Source organism: Giesbergeria sp., from assembly GCF_028686475.1.
Classification (GTDB): domain Bacteria; phylum Pseudomonadota; class Gammaproteobacteria; order Burkholderiales; family Burkholderiaceae_C; genus Simplicispira.
The window spans coordinates 1-18870 of record NZ_JAQUCA010000002.1 but is presented as its reverse complement, the minus strand read 5'-3'; the positions used below and the strand labels follow the sequence as shown (position 1 = coordinate 18870).

General features: G+C 58.3%; 15 protein-coding genes. 12 read left to right on the top strand and 3 right to left on the bottom strand.

Features of this window, described 5'->3' with window-relative positions:
• Positions 1 to 26: 26 nt before the first annotated feature.
• Together PHX60_RS01445 and PHX60_RS01440 are read right to left on the bottom strand one after the other, a co-directional pair.
• Positions 27 to 458, bottom strand: coding sequence for a YeeE/YedE family protein (locus PHX60_RS01445; protein ID WP_300073660.1), 432 nt, complete (start codon positions 456 to 458; stop codon positions 27 to 29).
• The gene (locus tag PHX60_RS01440) at positions 452 to 790 is read right to left on the bottom strand and encodes a metalloregulator ArsR/SmtB family transcription factor (RefSeq protein ID WP_300073657.1); all 339 of its coding nucleotides are present in this window, start codon (positions 788 to 790) and stop codon (positions 452 to 454) included. Before PHX60_RS01440 ends, PHX60_RS01445 begins: the two co-directional genes overlap by 7 nt.
• A 109-nt stretch (positions 791 to 899) precedes the next feature.
• Between PHX60_RS01440 and PHX60_RS01435 the strand changes: the two genes are divergently transcribed.
• The 12 genes from PHX60_RS01435 (at position 900) to PHX60_RS15970 (ending at position 17578) form a co-directional block, all read left to right on the top strand.
• A complete protein-coding gene (locus tag PHX60_RS01435; protein WP_300073654.1) occupies positions 900 to 1766 on the top strand; it encodes an MBL fold metallo-hydrolase in 867 nt (288 codons plus the stop codon).
• Positions 1767 to 1863: 97 nt separating this feature from the next.
• Positions 1864 to 2232 carry a thioredoxin family protein gene (locus PHX60_RS01430; RefSeq protein ID WP_300073652.1) on the top strand — a complete coding sequence of 123 codons (369 nt, stop codon included), beginning with the start codon at positions 1864 to 1866 and terminating at the stop codon, positions 2230 to 2232.
• 21 nt (positions 2233 to 2253) lie between these two features.
• A complete protein-coding gene (locus PHX60_RS01425) occupies positions 2254 to 5835 on the top strand; it encodes a DEAD/DEAH box helicase (RefSeq protein ID WP_300073649.1) in 3582 nt (1193 codons plus the stop codon).
• Between the two features lie 189 nt (positions 5836 to 6024).
• Positions 6025 to 6618 (top strand): ribosome maturation factor RimP, encoded by a 594-nt coding sequence (gene rimP / locus PHX60_RS01420; RefSeq protein ID WP_300073646.1) that lies wholly within the window; start codon positions 6025 to 6027, stop codon positions 6616 to 6618.
• A gap of 79 nt (positions 6619 to 6697) precedes the next feature.
• Positions 6698 to 8182 (top strand): transcription termination factor NusA, encoded by a 1485-nt coding sequence (gene nusA, locus PHX60_RS01415; protein WP_300073643.1) that lies wholly within the window; start codon positions 6698 to 6700, stop codon positions 8180 to 8182.
• Between the two features lie 24 nt (positions 8183 to 8206).
• Complete coding sequence (gene infB / locus PHX60_RS01410) at positions 8207 to 11119, top strand: translation initiation factor IF-2 (RefSeq protein ID WP_300073640.1); 2913 nt, start codon at positions 8207 to 8209, stop codon at positions 11117 to 11119.
• 3 nt (positions 11120 to 11122) lie between these two features.
• Positions 11123 to 11494, top strand: coding sequence for a 30S ribosome-binding factor RbfA (rbfA, locus tag PHX60_RS01405; RefSeq protein WP_300073637.1), 372 nt, complete (start codon positions 11123 to 11125; stop codon positions 11492 to 11494).
• Positions 11495 to 11497: 3 nt separating this feature from the next.
• Complete coding sequence (gene truB, locus PHX60_RS01400; protein ID WP_300073635.1) at positions 11498 to 12493, top strand: tRNA pseudouridine(55) synthase TruB; 996 nt, start codon at positions 11498 to 11500, stop codon at positions 12491 to 12493.
• Positions 12490 to 14313, top strand: coding sequence for a translational GTPase TypA (gene typA / locus PHX60_RS01395; RefSeq protein ID WP_300073632.1), 1824 nt, complete (start codon positions 12490 to 12492; stop codon positions 14311 to 14313). Before truB ends, typA begins: the two co-directional genes overlap by 4 nt.
• A gap of 146 nt (positions 14314 to 14459) precedes the next feature.
• Positions 14460 to 15806 (top strand): amino-acid N-acetyltransferase, encoded by a 1347-nt coding sequence (gene argA, locus PHX60_RS01390; protein ID WP_300073629.1) that lies wholly within the window; start codon positions 14460 to 14462, stop codon positions 15804 to 15806.
• 177 nt (positions 15807 to 15983) lie between these two features.
• On the top strand, positions 15984 to 17384 hold the full coding sequence (locus PHX60_RS01385; protein ID WP_300073626.1) for an aspartate ammonia-lyase: 1401 nt from the start codon (positions 15984 to 15986) through the stop codon (positions 17382 to 17384).
• A 68-nt stretch (positions 17385 to 17452) separates the two neighbouring features.
• Positions 17453 to 17578 carry a YgjP-like metallopeptidase domain-containing protein gene (locus PHX60_RS15970; protein WP_366144326.1) on the top strand — a complete coding sequence of 42 codons (126 nt, stop codon included), beginning with the start codon at positions 17453 to 17455 and terminating at the stop codon, positions 17576 to 17578.
• A gap of 15 nt (positions 17579 to 17593) precedes the next feature.
• Here PHX60_RS15970 and PHX60_RS01380 read toward each other — a convergent pair whose 3' ends face one another.
• On the bottom strand, positions 17594 to 18757 hold the full coding sequence (locus PHX60_RS01380; protein ID WP_300073623.1) for a hypothetical protein: 1164 nt from the start codon (positions 18755 to 18757) through the stop codon (positions 17594 to 17596).
• Between the last annotated feature and the right edge of the window lie 113 nt (positions 18758 to 18870).

Sequence of the window (18870 nt, the reverse complement as noted above, 5' to 3'; positions counted from 1 at the left end):
TTATCTTCTCCATTGAAATACAGCATTCAGGCCAACAGATGGCGCATGACAAACACCGTGGCAAAGCCGGTGCCCATAAACGCCAGCGTCGCCACCAAGGAGCGCGGCGACAGCCGCGATAGCCCGCACACCCCATGTCCACTGGTGCAGCCTGCGCCATAGCGCGTGCCCAAACCGACCAGCAAACCGGCCAACAGCACCATGCCCCAGCTGGCATCAATCCGCACTTCGGTACTGCCAACCCAAGCCCGGTACAGCCACGGGGCAGCGAACATGCCCAACAGAAAAGAGAAGCGCCAAGCCACATCCCCAACGCGCGAGTGCAGCAAACCACCCAAAATGCCGCTGATGCCCAGCACGCGGCCACTGAACAGCACCAGCAACGCCGCCGCCAAGCCCAGCACCATGCCGCCAGCCAGCGCCGTCCAAGGGGTGAAATGGTTCCAATCAATCAACATGTATGCTTCTCCTGCGGTTCGCAAAATTGTTCAGCCAGTGTGCCCAGCAAGGCCAAAGCCTGTGGACTGGCAATTTGGTAATAGATGTGTTTGCCTTCGCGGCGCGTAGTGACCAAGCCCTCCTCGCGCAACACGCTCAGTTGCTGTGACAGGGTAGGTTGGGCAATGCCCACCAACATTTCCAGCTCGCCCACGCGCTTTTCGCCCTCGGTCAGCTGGCACAGCAGCAGCAAGCGGTCGGGGTTGGACAGCACTTTCATCAGCCTGCAAGCCGCATCTGCGGCGCGGCGCAAGGCATCGACATCCATAGCAATCGGGGTTTCGGTGGTCATGTGGCTACAGCTCTACAGCTCAAACATTCAATATTGATAGTTTATTGACTAATAAACTATAAGTCAATAAACTATTTATATCTAAACTGAGAAGCTAAAGGAGTCCCCCATGCCAGCGCAAGTGCAAGTGCAAGCCTTTTTTGACCCCGCCACCTGGACGGTCAGCTATGTGGTGTATGACCACGCTGGCGGCCACTGCGCCATCGTGGACCCGGTGCTGGACTACGACCCCAAGTCGGGCCGCACACGCACCACTTCTGCCGACCATCTGCGGGCCTTTGTCCGCAGCCAAAACCTGGGCGTGCAGTGGATTTTGGAAACCCACGCCCACGCCGACCACCTCTCAGCGGCGCACTATTTGCGCGGCCAACTGGGCGGCCAGATTGCAATTGGCGCGGCCATCACCCAAGTGCAAAGCGTGTTCAAAGGCATTTTTCATCTGGAGCCTGAATTTGCCACCGATGGCAGCCAATTCGATACGCTGCTGCACGATGGCGAGACTTTTGCCATCGGCCAACTGCCAGCGCAAGCGCTGTCGGTGCCCGGCCACACCCCAGCCTGCATGGCCTACCAAGTGGGCGATGCGGTGTTTGTGGGTGACACCCTGTTCATGCCCGACGTGGGCACAGCGCGCTGTGATTTTCCGGGCGGCAACGCGCACACGCTCTACCAATCTATCCGCAAGCTGCTCAGCCTGCCACCCGAAACACGCTTGTTCATGTGCCACGACTACCCGCCCGCCAGCCGTGCCGCCGCTTGGGAAAGCAGCGTGGCCGAGCAGCGCGCACACAATATCCATGTCCATGATGGCATCAGCGAAGCAACTTTTGTCGCCATGCGTAGCGCACGCGATGCCACACTGGAGATGCCAGTGCTGATTTTGCCAGCCGTGCAAATCAACATCCGTGCGGGCCAGCTGCCCCCGGCAGAAGCCAACGGCGTGGCTTACCTGAAGATTCCGCTCAACGCCCTGTAAAGCAGAACCCCGTAGAAGCACGCGCCAGTATGCTTAGGCGCTGGGGGTACAACTTGGGGCACAATTGGCACTGCTACTGCTTTGCCCTTGCTTGCTTGTGTCCCTTACTGCTTCTGCCTTGCCCTCCTCCACGCCTTGGGTGATTTGCCTGTGTGCCGCTTGGTGCCGCACCTGTGACACCTACCGCGCCGTGTTTGATAGCGCCGCCGCACAGCATCCACAGATGCGCTTTGTTTGGCTGGATGTAGAAGATGAGGCCGATTTACTGGGCGATTTAGAGATTGAAACCTTCCCCACCCTGCTCTTGGCCACTGGCGCACAATTGCATTTTTGCGGCCCCTTGCCACCACAGGCCGGGGTTTTGGGGCGCATGTTGGCCCATTTTCCAGCACCCAACGCTGCCATAGACCCCGAGGCAGAAGCATTTTGGGCGCGTATCCGTGCCCACCAAGGTGCGCCCTATTGAACTACTGGATACCGCTGCTGTATGTCAACTCCTCGTTGGACCAAACTACTTCCTCCGCCGAATTTGTGGATTCCGCTCCAAGTCATTAAAAACCGCGTCAGCCACACCACTTGGGAGCGCGGCCAAGATTTATTCAAACGCAGGGCAGTAGTTGATTTTGACATCGAAGCCTTAGACGAGCATTGGCAAGTATTTGGCGAAGTCCAAGGCACCTCCGATATCCCCTACCAATTGACCATTGAGGTCAATGTGGACATGACCGGCCAGCCTAACCAGTGGGAAAGCGAATGCACCTGCCCGGTGGGTTGGTCGTGCAAACATGCCGTGGCCCTGCTCCTAGAGGCATCGCACTACGGACTAGAGGCTTTTCCAGACATAGGTCTGCCCGGCTCGGTGCAAAGCGCCGAACAGCGCGCGCAGATACGCGCTGCCATTGCCGACGAAATGGCCCGCCAGCGACAAGCCGCTGCCAAAGCAATGCAAGAAGCACAAGATCGGCAATGGCTACGATGGCTCGAGAACCTAGAGCCCAGCGCCAGCCCCCCAGTCAGCACCGTCCTGACCCCCAGTGGCCGTAGCGCACAGCGCGAAGAGCGTTTTGTCTATTTGTTATCGTTGGCTCAAAAAGCCCACGCAACCCCTTGGCACGAAGAAAAAGCGCCATCCACTTTGCCTTGGCTAGTGGTGCAATTGGCACAGTCTTACCTGAAAAAAACCGGCGGCTGGGCCAAGCCACAGCCATTGGTCCACATACCCTTGCCAAGTGCGTTGCTCTATGCACAAGCCAGCGATGCCGACCGCACCACCATAGAGCTATTACGCAGTATGTGCCAACTGCCTTGGCCTTCTGGCAGAAGCTACATCCATGCCATTGAGGCGATTGCGCTACAAGGCCCTATGGTGGCCACACTGCTACAAACCGCTGCCAGCACCGGGCGGCTGTTGTTAATGCAAGCTGATGGCCAAATCGGGCCACCAGTGCAATGGGGCCCCGTACAAAATTTGGCTTGGCAATGGGCGCAACTGCCAGCCGATGATGGCGCTGCCGCCCAGTGGCAACTCCAAGCCCAAGTAGGTGACAAAGGCGCGCCAGCTTTGCAACTTTGCGTCAACCAGCCGCCCTTGTACCTTGACAGCCAAAACGGCCTGTGCGGCCCCGTCGAGGCCCCTGGCTGGACACCGGACCAACTCACCGCCCTGCTGCAAGCCCCCCCAGCCAGCAGCCAAGTGCTAGAGAAACACCAGCGCCGCGTAGTAGAACGCTTGGGCAAGCTGCCACTGCCATCTGTGCTGCAACAGCAGGTCAGTACCCTAGAAAACCTCCCGCCCAGCGCCTGGCTGCACCTGTACGCCACTACTGCACCGGCGCACCCTCCAGCGCCAGCAGCACAAAACAGCCTACTCACGGCCCAATTGCGCTTTGATTACCAAGGCTTGCGCGGTTGGTGGCCCCCCTCCACCCCTAGCGTGCTGATAGAGCATCCACAACACCCCGGCCAGCAAGTGCTACTGCAACGCGACTTGACCGCCGAGCAGCAAGCCATCGCCAGCCTACAAGACTGGGGCCTACAAGCAGTGGACAACCACGGCAGCTTTCAACTTTGGGGGCCTGCCCAACACCAACAATGGCTGCAATGGCTCGATGATGATTTTGCCGATTTGCGCGCCGCAGGCTTTCAAGTCAGTACCGACACCGCCTTAGAACGCTGGATTACCCGTGCCGACGCGCTAGATGTGCAATTGCAGCCCGAAGACGATGCAGACGGTGGCAGCACCTCACCGTGGTTTGCGCTGTCCTTGGGCATAGAAATCAACGGCCAGCGCCACAACCTGCTGCCCTTGCTGCCCGACCTCATCGCACTGGTGGCCGAAAGCCCCATCGACGCACACACCAACCAGCCCATATTGCCACCGTTTTTGTACCTGCCCGCACTCGATGGCAGTCCCGGCTTTGTGCGTCTGCCCATGCACACCTTGCAACCGTGGCTGGCGGCGCTGTTCGATTTGGTGGGCGAGCGCCAATACAACTTCAATGCCGACAGCCTGCGCCTATCGCGCTTGGATGCCCTGCGTACCAGCGCCGCACTGGGCGAAGGTGCCGTCTGGGAAGGTGCCAACGTGCTGCGCCAATTGGTACAACAGCTGCAAGGCCAAACCCAACTGCCCAGCGTAGCCGTTCCGAGCAGCGTACAGGCCGAGCTGCGCCCCTACCAACAGCAGGGCCTCAATTGGCTGCAATTTTTACGCACCCACGGTTTAGCAGGCATTTTGGCCGACGATATGGGCCTGGGCAAAACCCTGCAAACCTTAGCGCATATCCAAGTCGAAAAAGAGGCCGGGCACCTCACCGCACCGGCACTCATCATCGCCCCGGTCAGCCTGATGGGCAACTGGCAGCGTGAAGCGGCCAAATTTTGCCCCCAACTGCGCTGCTTGGTGCTGCACGGCAAAGACCGCCACACGCTGGCCGAGCAGCTGCAAGATTGCGATGTCGTGATTGCGCCGTACTCGCTGCTCCAACGCGACCGCGACCGCTGGCTGGCTCAACAATGGCATTTGGTGGTACTCGATGAGGCGCAAAACATCAAAAATGCCAGCACCCAATCGGCCAAAATCGTCAGTGAACTCAACGCCCGCCATCGCCTGTGCCTCTCGGGCACACCGATGGAAAACCACTTGGGCGAAATCTGGAGCCTGTTCCACTTTCTCATGCCCGGTTTTTTGGGCAGCCAAAAACGCTTTACCGAAGTGTTTCGCAACCCGATTGAAAAACTGGGCGATAGTACCCGCTTGGAACAACTGCGTGCGCGCATCACCCCCTTCATGCTGCGCCGCACCAAAGCCTTGGTGGCCAATGATTTACCGCCCAAAATCGAAACCATCATGCGGGTCGAACTCACGGGCAAGCAGGCCGATTTGTACGAAACCATCCGCCTGACGATGGAGCAAAGTGTGCGCGAAGCCCTACAAGCCCAAGGACTGGCCAAATCGCAACTGACCATTTTGGACGCCCTGCTCAAACTGCGCCAAGTCTGCTGTGACCCCCACTTGGTGCCGCTAGAGGCTGCACGCAAAGTGCAACATTCGGCCAAGCTGGACTATTTGATGGAGATACTGCCCGAAATGCTGGCCGAAGGGCGGCGCATTTTGTTGTTCTCGCAGTTCACCAGCATGTTAGAGCTGATCGAGGCCGAGCTAGAAAAACGCCAACTGCGCTGGGTGAAACTGACTGGGCAAAGCCAAAACCGCGACGCGCTGATTGAGCAATTTACCAGCGGCCAAGTGCCCTTGTTCCTCATCAGCCTCAAAGCGGGCGGCGTGGGCCTGAATTTACCCCAAGCCGATACCGTCATCCACTATGACCCGTGGTGGAACCCAGCGGTAGAAAACCAAGCCACCGACCGCGCCCACCGCATTGGTCAAACGCAAAACCTTTGGGTGATTAAACTGGTGGCCCAAGGCACCATTGAAGAGCGCATCTTGGCCCTGCAAGAGCGCAAGGCCCAGTTGGCCGACAGCATGTACAGCGGTGCCACTGCGCGGCGCGAGCCTCTGTTCACCTCCGATGATTTGGCCGAACTGCTCAAACCCTTGGCGCATTAAATTTTCTGGCAATTTTTCTGCTACCAAACACTGCTAAGCCTTGCCAAGGGCCGTTTGGCAGTTACAATCAAGTCCTCACGACCAAACGGGCGGGTACCAACCGCCCGTTTTTTTTGGCCGTGGCTTTTGGAGCTCGAAGCCTCTGGGGGTTATCGGGTTTTTTGTATTTCTGGGACTCAATTAAAACACGTGGCATTGCAGCAAATCGTTGAACAAATCGTAGTAGGCTTGGGCTATGACCTGGTAGAGATTGAACGCTCTGCCGGTGGCCTGCTACGCATCACCATTGATTGGCCCTGGCAGCCGCCGGCAGCAGATGCGCCTGTGGTCCCTGAGCAGTTTGTCACGGTCGAAGATTGCGAAAAGGTGACACGCCAATTGCAATTTGCCCTCGAAGTCGATGGTGTCGATTACAAACGCCTCGAAGTCTCCTCGCCCGGCATAGACCGCCCCTTGCGCCACACGCAAGACTTTGAACGCTTTGTCGGTGAAGTCATTGACATTACCCTCAAGGCCCCGATGGGCGCAGCAGCAGCCGGGCAAGTACACGCTAATCGCAAAAAATTTCGCGGTACCCTAGAGCGTACCGAAACCGGGGGTTGGCAAATTGTCTGGAGTGACGAGCCACCGCCCAAACCCGGCCAAAAGGTCAGCAAAAAGCGGGTTCCTGCACCCTTGCAGGCCCTGGGCTTTACGCTAGATGAATTGCGGGATGCGCGTCTAGCGCCCATCGTCGATTTCAAAGGCCGAGGCCACGCACCCACGGCCACCCCAGCCGCTTGAGTGCAAAAAACGTCTAGGTAGCGCGGACAAACATGGCCGGGCTATCCAATGCAGGTGAAGGAAACAGGAGAGTCGTCGCATGAATCGCGAATTGTTAATGTTGGTTGAAGCCATTTCGCGCGAGAAAAACGTCGAGCGCGATGTGGTGTTGGGTGCCGTCGAGCTGGCGCTGGCCCAGGCCACCAAAAAGCTCTATGAAGGCGAAGTGGACATTCGCGTGTCCATTGACCGCGATAGCGGCAACTACGAAACCTTCCGCCGCTGGCTGGTGGTGCCCGACGAGGCCGGGTTGCAAAACCCCGAAGCCGAAGAGCTGCTCATGGATGCCCAAGATCGCGCCCCCGGTATCGAAGTCGGTCAATACATCGAAGAAGCCGTAGAGTCTTTGCCGATTGGCCGCATTGGCGCAATGGCCGCCAAGCAGGTGATTTTGCAAAAAATCCGCGATGCCGAACGCGAAATGCTGCTCAACGACTTTATGTCGCGCGGCGACAAAATTTTTGCGGGTACCGTCAAGCGCCTAGACAAGGGCGATTTAATCGTCGAGTCTGGCCGCGTCGAAGGCCGTCTGCGCCGCAGTGAAACCATCCCCAAAGAAAATCTCCGCACTGGCGACCGGGTGCGTGCCATGATTATGGATGTGGACCTCACCCTGCGTGGTGCGCCGATTATCTTGTCGCGTTCAGCCCCTGCCTTCATGGTAGAACTGTTCCGCAACGAAGTGCCTGAAATTGACCAGGGCCTGTTAGAAATTAAAAGCTGCGCCCGCGACCCCGGCAGCCGCGCCAAAATTGCCGTGGTCTCACACGACCGCCGGGTTGACCCTATCGGCACCTGCGTCGGTGTGGGTGGCACGCGCGTCCATGCCGTCACCAATGAGCTGGCCGGTGAACGTGTCGATATCGTGCTGTGGTCTGAAGACCCAGCGCAGTTTGTGATTGGCGCTTTGGCTCCGGCCAACGTGCAATCCATCGTGGTCGATGAAGAAAAGCACGCGATGGACGTGGTAGTGGACGAAGAAAACCTCGCCATTGCCATCGGGCGTGGCGGTCAAAACGTGCGTTTGGCCTCTGACCTCACCGGTTGGAAAATCAACATCATGGATGCCGCCGAATCGGCACAAAAACAAGCCAGCGAAACCGATGCGGCGCGGCGCTTGTTCATGGAAAAACTCGATGTCGATCAAGAAATGGCCGACATCCTGATTGCTGAAGGTTTTGAAAGCCTCGAAGAAGTGGCCTATGTGCCGCTGCAAGAGATGCTCGAAATCGAAAGCTTCGATGAAGACACCGTCAACGAACTGCGGGCGCGGGCCAAAGATGCCTTGCTCACCCTGGAGATCGCGCGGGAAGAGAGCGTGGACGATGTCTCGCAAGAGCTGCGCGATTTGGAAGGGCTCACCCCCGAACTCATCGCTCAACTGGCCGATGGCGGCATCCATACACGCGACGATCTGGCCGATCTGGCCATCGACGAGCTGACCGACCTGACCGGCCAGTCCGAAGAAGAAGCCAAAGCCTTAATCCTGAAGGCACGCGAACACTGGTTCGCAGGGCAAGCATAAAGGTCAGGGAGGTACAAATCACATATGTCCAGCACCACTGTCGCCGAGTTCGCTAAAGAACTCAAGAAATCGCCCGAAACCCTGCTAGAGCAACTCAAGCAGGCCGGTGTTTCCAAAAACCGAGGCTCTGATGCCCTGACCGAGTCTGACAAGCAGAAGCTCTTGGCCCATCTGCAAGCCAGCCACGGCGTGAATGCGGCTGACCGCAAAAAAATCACGCTGGTCACCCGTTCCACCAGCGAAATCAAGCAAGCGGATGCTTCGGGTAAGGCGCGCACCATTCAAGTCGAAGTGCGTAAAAAGCGCACCTTCGTCAAACGTGAAGATGCGTCCGATAACGCATCGGCAGATGCCGCCTTAGCAGCACAAGCCGACATGCCAGCCGAGGCCGAAACCGAAACTCAAGCCCCCACCATCACCCCAGAGCAAACTTCTGACCTGGTGCGCCGCGAAGAGCAAGCGCGCCAGCAAGTAGAGTTACTCAGCCAACAAGAGCAAGAATTGGCCGAAAAACGCAAAGAGCGTGAAGACCGCGAACGCCGCGAGCGCGAAGCCGCCGAGCGTGCCGCCGCCTACGCTGCCAAAGAAGCACAGAAAAAAGCCCAAGCCAATGCCATGAAGCAAGAGGCTTCACGCGAAGCCGCTGCCGAAGCCGCCGCCCGTGCTGCGGCACAGGCTGCTGCGCGCGCTAAGGCCGAAGAAGAATCCAAAGCCCGCGCTGCCGAAGAAGCCGCCCGCGCTGCCGATTTGGACGAACGCCGCCGCAAAGCGCTGGCTGAAGCGGCTGCCATCCGCTCGATGATGTCGGCACCGGCCAAAGTTTTGGTGGCCAAAAAGCCCGAAGAGCCTAAGCCTGCCCCCAAACCCGCCCCAGAAGCCAAAAAAGGCACCCTGCACAAACCCGCAGGCACGCCCAATGCAGCAGGCGGTCGTGCGGGTGCAGCGCCCGCCCCAGCACCCGCCAATGCGGGCAAAGAGGTTAAATCGGCCAAGCTGTCCTCCAGCTGGGCTGCTGACCCAGCGGCGAAAAAGAAAGAAATCAAAACCCGTGGCGATACCAACGCGGGTGCTGGTCGCGGTGGCAGTTCTTGGCGCGGCGCCGCACCCAAAGGCCGTCGTGGCAATGACCGCAACGACCGTGGTGGCCATGACCAGCACGCCCAAGCGGCACAGGTCGAAGCACGCACCATCGAAGTGCATGTACCCGAAACCATCACGGTGGCCGAATTGGCGCACAAGATGTCCATCAAAGCCTCTGAAGTCATCAAGGCACTGATGAAGATGGGCCAAATGGTCACCATCAACCAGCCGCTAGACCAAGACACGGCCATGATTGTGGTCGAAGAAATGGGCCACAAGGCCGTAGTGGCTGCACTGGATGACCCCGAAGCCTTTACCGACGAGGCCACCCAGCAAGATGTGCCGCTGTTGTCGCGCGCCCCTGTGGTGACCGTCATGGGCCACGTGGATCACGGTAAAACCTCGTTGCTCGATTACATTCGTCGCACCAAGGTAGCTACGGGCGAAGCCGGCGGCATTACCCAACACATTGGCGCTTACCACGTCGAAACCCCACGCGGCATGGTGTCGTTCCTCGATACCCCCGGCCACGAGGCGTTTACCGCCATGCGCGCCCGTGGTGCCAAAGCGACCGACATCGTGATTTTGGTGGTGGCCGCCGACGACGGCGTGATGCCGCAAACCAAAGAAGCCATCAAACACGCCAAAGCAGCGGGTGTGCCTATCGTGGTGGCCATCACCAAGGCCGACAAGCCCGATGCCAACCTCGAACGTGTCAAGCAAGAGTTGGTGGTCGAGCAAGTGGTGCCCGAAGAATACGGTGGTGAATCGCCCTTCGTGGCTGTCTCCTCCAAAACCGGCATGGGCATTGACGAGCTGCTAGAACAAGTGCTGTTGCAAGCCGAAGTGCTAGAACTCAAGGCCCCGGTAGAGACCCAAGCCAAGGGCCTGGTGATTGAAGCCAAACTCGACAAGGGCCGTGGCCCCGTGGCCACCGTGCTGGTGCAGTCCGGTACCCTCAAGGTGGGCGATATTGTGCTGGCCGGTCAAACTTTTGGCCGCGTGCGCGCCATGTTGGACGAAGCAGGCAAGGTTGCCAAAACCGCTGGCCCGTCCATCCCGGTAGAAATCCAAGGCCTGACCGATGTGCCGCAGGCGGGCGACGACTTTGTCGTGCTGTCCGACGAGCGCCGCGCCCGTGAAGTCGCCACTTACCGCGCCGGTAAGTTCCGCAACACCAAGCTGGCCAAGCAACAAGCAGCCAAGCTAGAAAACATGTTTGCCGACATGACGGCGGGCGAGGTCAAAACCCTGCCTATCATCATCAAGGCCGACATGCAAGGCTCGCAAGAAGCGCTTGGTGCCTCGCTGCTTAAACTGTCCACCGACGAAATTCGGGTGCAGTTGGTCTATGCAGGCGTGGGCGGCATCAGCGAGTCGGATGTCAACTTGGCGATTGCCTCCAAGGCCATCATCATTGGCTTTAACGTGCGTGCTGATTCCGGTGCGCGCAAAACCGCCGAAGGCAACGACGTTGACATCCACTACTACAACATCATTTACGATGCCGTGGATGAAGTCAAAGCCGCCATGTCGGGCATGTTGGCTCCAGAGCAACGCGAAGAAGCACTGGGCACCGCCGAAATCCGCACCGTGTTCGTGGCCTCCAAAATTGGTACCGTGGCTGGTTCTTACATCACCTCGGGCCAGGTTACGCGCAACTGCCGTTTCCGCCTGCTGCGCGAAAACATCGTTATCTACACTGGCGATGTCGAATCCGTGCGCCGCCTCAAAGATGACGTTAAAGAAGTCAAAGAAGGCTTCGAGTGCGGTATCAAGCTCAAGAACTGCAACGACATCAAAGAAGGTGATCAGCTGGAGTTCTTCGAGATCAAGGAAATCGCGCGGACGTTGTAAATCATGGCTGCCAAAAAGTCTGCTACGCCCAACCGTGCCTTCAAGGTAGCCGATCAAATCCAACGCGATTTGACCGAACTGATTGCGCGCGAGTTGAAAGACCCGCGCGTGGGCATGGTGACGCTGCAAGGCGTAGAACTGACCCCCGACTACGCCCATGCCAAGGTGTTCTTTAGTTTGCTGGTGGGCGACCCCCAGCAAACCCAAGAGGGCTTGAACCAAGCCGCAGGTTTTCTGCGTAGTGGTTTATTCAAGCGCCTGCACATCCACACCGTGCCGACGCTGCATTTTGTCTATGACCGCACCAGCGAGCGCGCCGCTGACATGAACGCCTTGATTGCCAAGGCGGTTTCTTCGCGCGCCCAAGAGGATTAAGGCATGAACGCGCCACGCACGAGGGTGCAGCGGCGCCCCGTGCATGGGGTGTTGCTGCTCGATAAGCCGCTGGGATTTTCCAGCAACCAAGCCTTGCAAAAGGTCAAGTGGTTGTTGCGCGCCGAAAAAGCCGGTCACACCGGTACGCTGGACCCACTGGCCACTGGCGTGCTGCCGCTGTGCTTTGGTGCTGCCACCAAGTTTAGCCAGTTGCAGCTCGATGCTGCCAAAACCTACGAAGCTATTGCCTCTTTGGGCCGCACCACCACCACCGGCGATGCCGAAGGCGAGGTGCTGCACGAATGCGCCGTGACCGCCGAGATGCTCACCCCAGCGCGCTTGGCAGCGGTGCAACAGCAATTTACCGGGCCTATTCTTCAGGTGCCGCCCATGTACAGCGCCCTGAAAAAAGACGGCAAAGCCCTGTATGAATACGCACGCGCAGGTGTCGAAGTCGAGCGTGCCGCGCGCGCCGTAGCCATCCACGCTTTGGCCCTGACGTTAGCGTCAGATACCCAAGGCCAGCCCGTGCTTAAAATAGTAGTCACATGCAGCAAAGGCACTTATATCCGCACGCTGGGCGAGGACATCGGCGCGGCACTCGGTTGTGGCGCCCACCTGACCTTTTTGCGCCGCACAGACACCGGCGGCTTGGGCGTAGCGCGCTGCGTTACCTTGGCCGATTTGGAGGCCATGAACGAAGCACAGCGCTTGGCCTGCCTATTGCCCCCCGAAGCCCTGCTGGCCGAGCATCTGCCTGTCACATTGGGGCCTGAAGATGCAGGGCGCTTTCTGTCTGGATTGCGCCGCCGTGGCCCTTGGCCCGATTGCACAGCCGTGGCCGTGTTTGGCCAAGAACCAGCGGCCTTGCTAGGCGTTGGGCATACCGTGGCCGGAGAGCTCATCCCCGAGCGCCTTCTTAGCCCGATAGAAATTCAACAAATTTTAGAAAGTCGTACGCTGGCCGCCCCTGCTGCCAGCATTTTGGAAACATTATGAGCACACAAATTCGCAATATCGCCATCATCGCCCACGTTGACCACGGTAAAACCACGATGGTGGACCAGCTGCTGCGCCAGTCGGGCACCTTCGCCGAACACGAAAAAGTCGTGGATACCGTGATGGACAACAACGCCATCGAACGCGAGCGTGGCATCACCATCTTGGCCAAAAACTGCGCCGTCAGCTGGGAAGGCACGCACATCAACATCCTCGACACGCCCGGCCACGCGGACTTTGGCGGTGAAGTCGAGCGCGCCCTGTCGATGGTCGATGGCGTGGTGCTGCTGATTGACGCGCAAGAAGGCCCGATGCCGCAAACGCGCTTCGTCACCAAAAAAGCGCTGGCGCTGGGCCTCAAGCCCATCGTCGTCGTGAACAAAGTGGACAAACCCGGTGCGCGCCCTGACTACGTGGTCAACGCCGCGTTTGACCTGTTCGACAAGCTGGGTGCTACCGACGAGCAGCTGGATTTCCCGGTGGTGTATGCCTCGGGCATCAACGGCTGGTCGGCGCTGGAAGAGGGCGAGCCTGGTGAACAGTGGGGTCCCGACATGTCGGCCCTGTTCAACACCATCTTGCGCCATGTGCCCACGCAAAAGGGCGACCCCACCGCACCGCTGCAAGTACAAATTTCGGCCCTGGATTTTTCTACCTTCGTCGGCCGCATCGGCGTGGGCCGCGTCAGCCAAGGCACCATCAAGCCCAACACCGATGTGCTGGTGATGGAAGGCCCGGACGGCAAGAGCTACAAAGGCCGCATCAACCAAGTGCTGACTTTCCAGGGCCTGGACCGCGTCCAAGTGACCGAAGCCGGCCCCGGTGAAATCGTGCTGGTCAATGGCATTGCCGATTTGGGCATTGGCGTGACCCTGACCGACATCGCCAACCCCGCACCGCTGCCGATGCTCAAGGTGGACGAACCCACCCTGACCATGAACTTCTGCGTTAACACCAGCCCACTGGCTGGCCGCGAAGGCAAGTTCGTCACCAGCCGCCAAATCTGGGACCGCTTGCAGCGCGAACTGCGCTCCAACGTGGCCCTGCGCGTCAAGGAAACCGACGAAGACGGCATTTTTGAAGTCTCGGGCCGGGGCGAACTGCACCTGACCATCTTGCTGGAAGAAATGCGCCGCGAAGGCTATGAGCTGGCTGTGTCCAAGCCGCGCGTGGTGTTCCGTGACATCGACGGTGTCAAGCACGAGCCTATCGAGCTGGTGACTGCCGACATCGAAGAAGGCCACCAAGGCGGCGTGATGCAGGCGCTGGGCGAGCGCAAGGGCGAGCTGGTCAACATGGAACCCGATGGCCGTGGCCGTGTGCGCCTAGAGTACCGCATTCCGGCGCGTGGCCTGATTGGCTTTACCAACGAGTTTTTGAACCTGACCCGTGGTTCCGGCCTGATTTCCAACATCTTTGACAGCTACGAACCGCACAAGGGCGACATCGGTAGCCGCAAAAACGGCGTACTGATTTCGATGGACGAAGGCGAAATTTTCACCTACGCCTTGGGCAAATTGGACGACCGTGGCCGCATGTTCGTCAAGGCGAACGACCCGGTGTATGAGGGCATGATTGTCGGCATCCACAGCCGCGACAACGATTTGGTGGTCAACGCGACCCGTACCAAGCAACTGACCAACTTCCGCGTTTCGGGCAAGGAAGATGCCATCAAAATCACGCCGCCGATTGACCTGACGCTGGAATACGGCGTGGAATTCATCGAGGACGACGAGTTGGTCGAAATCACGCCCAAGTCCATCCGTCTGCGTAAGCGCTACCTGAAAGAAAGCGAGCGCAAGCGCGCTGGCCGTTCTTGATGCGCTAAAAATCCGGCGCCTTGGCGTGGCGCAAACCAAGACAAAGGACGCTGTCGATGGCAGCGGCTGCATAGAAAATCAGCGAAAATCAGCCATGTTTCCAGCTTAATGCTGGGTTTACCCGGTTGATTTTTTCTAAAATTTTCATGTCCACTGTCTTTAATTTCACCTTTGTACCTTGGTTTCGCTCGGTAGCCCCGTACATCCACATGCACCGGGGTAAAACCTTTGTGGTGGGTTTGGCGGGCGAGGCCATCGCTGCGGGCAAACTGCCCAGCATTGCCCAAGATTTGGCCCTGATTCAAAGCATGGGGGTCAAAATTGTGTTGGTGCATGGCTTTCGGCCGCAAGTGAATGAGCAATTGCGCGCCAAAGGCCACGCGGCCCAGTATTCACATGGCATCCGCATCACCGACGAACTGGCGCTAGATTGCGCCCAAGAGGCCGCAGGCCAATTGCGCTACGAAATTGAGGCCGTGTTCAGCCAAGGGCTGCCCAACACCCCGATGGCCGGCTCTAAAGTCCGCATGATTTCGGGCAATTTCATCACGGCGCGCCCAGTGGGCATTGTGGATGGCGTGGATTTTAAGCACTCGGGCTTGGTGCGAAAAATTGATATTGGCAGCATCACGCAATCCTTGGATTTTGGTGCGATGGTGCTGCTGTCGCCGTTTGGTTTTTCACCCACCGGCGAGGCTTTTAACCTGACGATGGAAGAAGTGGCCACCAGCGTCGCGATTGAATTGCAAGCTGATAAGTTGATTTTTTTAACCGAAGTGCCGGGCATTCGCATTCACCCGGAGCAGCCCGCCAGCGAAGACAACCCTATCGACACCGAATTGCCGCTGGATGCGGCGCAAGCCCTGCTCAAGCGGCTACCGCCAGCACTCCAACCCAGCGACACCGCTTTTTACTTGCAGCACTGCGTCAAAGCCTGCAAAGGCGGCGTAGAGCGCAGCCATATTCTGCCCTTTGCCACCGATGGCTCCCTGCTGTTAGAGGTGTATGTCCACGATGGCATTGGCACCATGATTGTGGATGAAAAGTTGGAAGAACTGCGCGAAGCCACGGCCGATGATGTGGGTGGCATTTTGCAGCTGATTGAGCCTTTTGAGCGCGACGGTACGCTGGTGAAACGTGACCGCACCGAAATTGAGCGCGACATTGAAAACTACACCATCATCGAACACGATGGCGTGATTTTTGGCTGTGCCGCCCTGTACCCCTACCCCGAAGCCAAAACCGCCGAAATGGCCGCCGTGACGGTATCGCCGCAAAGCCAAGGCACCGGCGATGGCGAAAAAATCCTGAAACGCATTGAGCAACGTGCGCGCGCGATGGGCCTGAGCAGCATTTTTGTCCTGACCACGCGCACCATGCACTGGTTTATCAAACGCGGTTTTCAGAATGTGGACCCCGATTGGCTGCCCGAAGCACGCAAACGCAAATACAACTGGGACCGGCGCAGCCAAGTGCTGGTAAAAAAACTCTGAGTGGCACGCTGGCGCAATAGGTATGGGCTGTATGCCGCAACACGCGATAATCCATGCCGAAGCTCTGCGTTGGTGCACTGGTTTACCCGTTCACTGAGGCAGGGCTTTTGCACTGGTGGTGCCAGGCCGGTTCGGGCTGGGCACCCCGTTTTTTTATCATCTGCCGAGATTATGACCATGCGCCAAGAAAGCGACTTCATCGGAGTCAAGACCATCCCTCCCGCTGCCTACTGGGGGGTTCACACCGCCCGTGCGGTGGAGAACTTTCCCATCACCGGCCACACCGTGGCCCACATGCCCCAACTCATCCGTGCCTTTGCCTTTGTCAAAAAAGCCGCTGCCCACGCCAACTTGCAGCTCGGTGCCATCACCCCCACCCAAGCCCACGCCATTGCCCAAGCCTGTGACGACCTGATCGCCGGGCAGTTGCACGACCAGTTTGTGGTCGATGTCATTCAGGGCGGCGCTGGCACCTCCACGAACATGAACGCCAATGAGGTGATTGCCAACCGTGCGCTAGAGCACTTGGGATTGCCCAAAGGCCGCTACGACGTTGTGCATCCGAATGACCACGTCAACGCATCGCAAAGCACCAACGATGCCTACCCCACCGCCCTGAAGCTGGCCACTTGGGTTGAAATCCAAGAGCTGTTGCAAGCCCTGACCAAGCTGCGCGGTGCGTTTGAAGCCAAGGCACATGAATTTGCCTCTGTCCTGAAAATTGGCCGCACCCAACTACAAGACGCCGTGCCGATGACGCTGGGCCAAGAGTTCACCGCCTTTGCCAGCATGATTGCCGCCGACGAAGCGCGCCTGCGCGCGTCGGCCAGCCTGATGACCGAAGTGAATTTGGGCGGCACCGCCATTGGCACCGGCATCAACGCCCCGGTGGGTTATGTCGATGTGGTCATCCCTGAGCTGGCGCGGCTCTCGGGCGTGCCGGTGACGGCAGCAGCGGACATGATTGCCGCCACCGCAGATACCGGCGCTTTTGTCGATATTTCAGGCATTTTGAAGCGCATTGCCACCAAGCTGTCCAAAATCAGCAACGACCTGCGCCTGCTCTCGTCCGGCCCACAGGCCGGGGTGGGCGACATCCAATTACCAGCGCGTCAAGCTGGCTCGTCCATCATGCCAGGCAAGGTCAACCCGGTGATTCCGGAAGTAATGAACCAGGTCTGCTTTGAAGTGATTGGCAACGATGTGGCCATCACGATGGCCTCAGAGGGCGGTCAGTTGCAGCTCAACGCCTTTGAGCCGCTGATGGGCTGGGCGCTGCACCAAAGCCTGACGCACCTGGCACGCGCCTGCCATACTTTGCAGGTTAATTGCGTCGAGGGCATTGAGGCCAACCACGCGCTGCTGGCCCAGCGCATGGCCGAGTCCATCACGCTGGTGACGGCGCTCAACCCCCTCATTGGTTACGAGAAAGCCGCCGCCATTGCCAAGGCTGCTATGGCCAGCGGCAAAACCATCGCCGCCACCGCCGAGGAGCTGGGCATCATGGGCCAAGCTGAAATGAACCAGCTGCTGGTGCCCGAGCGCCTGACCCAAGCGGGCGCACTCAGCGCGGCATAAGCCACGGGCGCGCCAAGCTGGCAACCGATTGGCGTGCCGGTCAGTGAGGCAAGAAACCCGTACACGAGCTGGCGCACTTGTTAGTACCCAACCATTCGGCCCAGTTCAGGGCCTTGTTAGACCAACACCTGCCCCATTGGAAAAGCCGCCGCGAGTTATTGAACCAGCAGCATCTAGGGCATGAAAATTGGTGATTGCACCTTTTTATCTCAGTGGTTGGAACAAGTGGCTGGAAGCGCCACACAAGTCAAATCCGACAACTTGCCCACCGACTGCAATTGGTTGCCTGACAAAGTGCCCAGCACATAGACAAAAGAGCCATCGGTGCCCAGATAGTTGCCGGTGCTTGGATAGTAGCGGTAAGTGTAGGGTGGCAGCGTCTGGTCGGTTTGGTGGCCGGGGAAGAAGTCGCTATAACTGGTTTCGGCCCAATCAAACAATGCCGATACCGTCAGGGCAGGGGCCATAGCCACCTTGGTCCATGTGGCTCCGCTGTCATTGCTGCGCCACAAGCCCTGATTGCGCGTGGAGGCAAACAAGGTGTTGGATGCAGACGGCAATGCCACCACGCGATTCACGCCGGGCAAGGTCTGCTCGGGCAGCTTTAACACCCAACGGCCATTTTCTTGGGCATAGAGTCCGTACCCCTTGACCGGAATATGCAGCTTGCCGTTAAAACCACTGATACGCTGGCCAAACCGGACAGCGGGCAGGCCGTCATTGTGCAAAATGGCAGTAGCACCGGCTTGGGTGCTATTCACTACAACATACGCGCCAACCCCTTGCACCAAATCCACTTCGTTCACTATGCCAGAAGAGTCGGCTGTGCTGGCCATATCCTTGACATCTGCGTCCGACGGCAGAGCGGCAAAGTAGGACATGGTATTGGCATTCACCCAGCTCTGACCACCGTCCGAGGAGAAGTAAAGCCCTGACGTGGTCATCGCAATAGCCCGGCCACTTCTTGATATATTAAAGCGGTTGACATACACACCCGGCCCAAAATCAACACCCCGACTCCAACTCTCGCCACCATCGCTAGAGCGATAAACTTCATCACGGTCATTGCAGCGCACAGCAGCCAAGATCAAATTGGACGAAATTATGCGGATAGCCCTTGTCTTCTGGCATGGCAGGCCATCGTTTTTTTCTGCCCAAGTGGCCCCGCCATCATCCGAACGCCAGAAACCGGCTTCTCCGGTAGAGGCAATAATGAAATTTTCCGAGGACAAATCGTAAGACACAACTTTGCCACTCTGGCCCGGCGGCGAGATGTCGGTAAAAGCCGCATCGGGCGTCGTCAACCGCGCCTTGTAAAGCACGCTATCGACGATGGGGAAAACGTAATTTACACCATCACTACCGTTCTGCAATACCTACGCAAATCTAATCATTTCTGATTAAATCTACCGATTGCTTCCTGCTTCACAGAGGCTGGTTTCACTCGGGTCTTACGACCCAAGCCAGTGCCTTCCTCTCCACAGGC